Source organism: Dietzia sp. DQ11-44, assembly GCF_014145205.1.
GTDB lineage: Bacteria > Actinomycetota > Actinomycetes > Mycobacteriales > Mycobacteriaceae > Dietzia > Dietzia natronolimnaea.
The window spans coordinates 1-2,645 of sequence record NZ_JAALEC010000420.1 but is presented as its reverse complement, the minus strand read 5'-3'; the positions used below and the strand labels follow the sequence as shown (position 1 = coordinate 2,645).

Annotated in this window: 2 protein-coding genes; both read right to left on the bottom strand. The window is 71.8% G+C overall.

Annotation, left to right across the window (positions count from 1 at the left end):
• On the bottom strand, window positions 1-1,211 hold a 1,211-nt coding region (gene nuoN, locus G6018_RS10905; protein WP_182639591.1), incomplete at its 3' end, for an NADH-quinone oxidoreductase subunit NuoN.
• Window positions 1,208-2,645, bottom strand: a 1,438-nt coding sequence (locus G6018_RS10900; protein ID WP_182639590.1) for an NADH-quinone oxidoreductase subunit M, incomplete at its 5' end; no start/stop codon positions are given. The genes nuoN and G6018_RS10900, both read right to left, overlap by 4 nt.

Sequence of the window (2,645 nt, the reverse complement as noted above, 5' to 3'; positions counted from 1 at the left end):
GCGCCCGCCACCAGCGGCTGACGCCGACCGAGCCCGGCCCAGGCCCGCAGGTCGCTGATCTCGGCACCGTCGGCGTCGCGGACCAGCCCGGCCACCGCGAACACGCCCACCGTGCTGACGGCGTACGCCGCGAGGTAGAACAGCATCGCCGTCGCCCCGGCGGCCTGGACCGCGATCACCCCGGTGAGCAGGAACCCGGCGTGGGCGATGGAGGAGTAGGCCAGGAGCCGCTTGACGTCGTTCTGCGCGACGCCCACGATCGTCCCGACGATCATCGTCAGCGCCGCGATCACCCACAGCACGGGCGCCCAGTCCGCCTCGAGCCCGGGCACCGCGGTGTGGAAGAAGCGCAGGATCGCGCCGAACGCGGCGACCTTGGTGCCGGCGGCCATGAACGCGGTGATCGCGGTGGGCGCGCCCTGGTAGACGTCGGGCGTCCAGGTGTGGAACGGCACGGCGCCGACCTTGAACAGCAGGCCCACCGACATCATGGCCACGCCGATGAGGATCAGCGGGCTGGCGCCCTCGGCCTCCACGACGTCGGCGATCCCCCGGTAGTCCACGGTCCCGGCGTAGCCGTACACCAGCGCGACGCCGTAGACGAAGAACGCCGAGGAGAACGCGCCCAGGAGGAAGTACTTGACCGCGGCCTCCTGCGAGAGCAGCCTTCGGCGCCGGGCCATCCCGCACAGCACGTACAGCGGCAGGGAGAGCACCTCCAACGCGATGAACAGCGTGATCAGGTCGTTCGCCGCGGGGAACAGCATGAGGCCGCCCGTGGCGAACAGCGCGAGCGGGAAGATCTCCGTCTGGGTGAACCCGGCGCGCTCGGCCTCGCGTTCGCCCGAGCCGCCGGGGGCCACGGCGGCCTGGGGCGCGAAGCCCGCGAGCACCTTTCTGCGGGAGGCCGACGGGATCACGGTGCGTTCGCCGATCAGCAGGCCGGCGCCGAGGGCCACGACCACGGTCAGGCCCTGCAGGAACAGCGCCGGGCCGTCGACCGCGACCGCCCCCTCGGCCGTGACGATCCGGGTCCCGGCCAGGAGGACCACCGAGATGAGCGCGGCGGCGAGACCGCCCAGGTAGACGGCCATCTGTGTGCCATAGCGGCGCCGCGCGGGGACGAACGCCTCCACCAGTACGCTGACGATCCCCGCGCCGAACACCACGAGCAGCGGCGCGAGCGATCCGTACGCGATGTCAGGGGTCATCGGGTTCCTCCCACCAGCGCGACGGTGTGGGCGACCGCCGGTTCGATCACGTCCAACGCGGGCTGCGGGTAGAAGCCCAGCACGATCAGCGCCACCACCAGCGGGATCACCACCACGAGTTCCCGGGCGTCGAGATCCGGTGTCCGCGCGAGCCCGGGAGCCGGGGGTCCACCCATCACCCGCTGGTAGGTCCACAGGATGTAGACCGCCGCCAGGACGAACGTGCTCGTGGCGAGCACGGCGGCCACCGGGTACGGGCCGAAGGTCCCTATGAACACCAGGAACTCGCTGACGAACGGGGCCAACCCGGGCAGCGAGAGCGTGGCCAGGCCGGCGATGAGGAACGTCCCGGCCATCACGGGCGCGACCTGCTGGACACCGCCGTAGTAGCCGATCTCCCGGATGCGGTGCCGGTGGACGAGGAACCCGGCCACGAGGAACAACGCGGCCGTGGCGACGCCGTGGTTGACCATGTAGAGCGCCGATCCGGCCGCGGACTGCTCCGTCCTGGCGAAGATGCCCAGGACGATGAACCCGAAGTGGGAGATGGAGGCGTAGGCGATCAGCCGGAGCAGGTCGGTCTGGGCGATGGCCATCACGCCGCCGTAGACGATGCTGATCACCGCCAGCGTGACGAGCACCGGCGCCGCCGTGGCGGCCGCGTCCGGGAACAGCGGCAGGCTGTAGCGCAGCATCGCGAACGTGCCGACCTTGTCCACGACCGCCATCATCAGCACCGCCGAGGCGGGGGTCGCGGCCACGGCCGCGCCGGGCAGCCAGGTGTGGAACGGCCACAGCGGCGCCTTGATCGCGAAGGCCAGGGTGAAGGCCGCGAACATCAGCAGCGCCACGCCGGTCGTGATCTCGAGCCGGCCGTCCGCGACGGCCGCGGTGATGAGGCGGTAGTCGAACGTGCCCGCCCCGATCGATCCGCCGTCCGTCCCGGCGTCCCCCAGCCCGGCGCGGGCGGTGAGCACGTACAGCCCGATCACCGCGACGAGCATGACCAGCCCGCCGAGGAGGTTGTAGATGAGGAACCGCACGGCCGCCGCCGCCCGGTCGGCCCCGCTGGAATCGCTGCGGCCGAAGCCGCCGATGAGGAAGTACAGCGGGATGAGCATGGCCTCGAACGCGACGTAGAACAGCAGCACGTCCAGACTGGTGAACGCCACCAGCGCCAACCCCTGCGTGGCCAGCATCAGCGCCGGGTACGCCTGCGCGCGGCGGCTGTCGGACGCGGCGACGTCGTGCCACCCGGCCAGCAGGAGCAGTGGCATGAGGGCGGCCGTGAGCAGGACCAGCACCAGCGCGATCCCGTCGAGTCCGAGCGTGTAGGAGGCGCCGAAGGCGGGGATCCACGGGTGGGACTCGACGAACTGGTGGGTCTCGCCGCCGGGGTCGAACCCCACCGCGAGCGCGACCGCCACCGCCAGC